Genomic DNA, 947 nt, shown 5'->3' on the forward strand with positions numbered 1-947 from the left:
GGGCGGATCGTGGTGCTGGGCTTGTGCTTGGCAACGGTCGACGGCACCGGGATCCGCCGCACCGCGATGACGCTGGCAACGGGGATCGTGATGGCGGTGCTGTTTACCGCGCTGATCGTGGCGCTGTCGCCGATCAAGGATGTCACCTCCGAGATCGCCGCGCGGACCCGGCCCAATCTTTTCGACCTGCTGGTCGCGCTGTTTTCCGCGCTCGCGGGGGCCTATGCGATGATCCGGGGGCGCGAAGGTACGATCGTCGGCGTCGCGATCGCCACCGCGCTGATGCCGCCGCTGGCGACCGTGGGCTTCGGCCTGGCGACGCTCAATGCCACGGTGTTCTTCGGCGCGCTGCTGCTGTTCGTCACCAACCTGATGACGATCGCCATCGCCGCGGCCATCATGGCGCGGCTCTATGGCTTCGGCCCCAAGCTCACGAGCCGGCAGAGCGGGATGCAGGCGGGTGTGATCATCGTGGTGTTTCTTGGCCTCGCCCTTCCGCTGGGCTATTCGCTCAGCCAGATCGCCTGGGAGGCACGCGCGCAGCGCCAGGCGCGCGACGTGCTGGCCGAACAGTTCCCGCGCCAGGCGAAGATCGACCAGCTCGAGATCGATTTTTCGGGCGAGCCGCTCGCGGTGCGTGCGACGGTGCTGACCCCGGAATATCGTGGCAAGGCCGGGGCGCAGGGCGAGGTGCTGCTCGCCAGGGCGCTGGGACGACCGGTCAAGCTCGACCTCGAGCAGTTCCGCGTCGGCACCGCGGCGGGCGATGCCGAAGCGGCGCAACTCGCCTCGGCATCTGCGCGCGAGCAGACCCGGCGCGACCGCGAAACCGCGGCGCTGGTGGGGCGCGAGCTCGCCATATTGGCCGGGGTAGCACCTGAGGCGGTGCTGATCGATCGCGACAAGCGGCTGGCGCAGGTGCGTGCCGAGGCGCTGCCGGGGGCGAG

The 947-nt window shown here is 69.7% G+C and carries 1 protein-coding gene; it reads left to right on the forward strand.

Features of this window, described 5'->3' with window-relative positions; all coding sequences use genetic code 11:
- A partial coding sequence (locus tag DM995_RS19290; RefSeq protein WP_157973353.1) for a DUF389 domain-containing protein occupies positions 1 to 947 on the forward strand: 947 nt, incomplete at both ends.

The organism is Blastomonas sp. UPD001 (assembly GCF_003426715.1).
Taxonomy (GTDB): domain Bacteria; phylum Pseudomonadota; class Alphaproteobacteria; order Sphingomonadales; family Sphingomonadaceae; genus Blastomonas.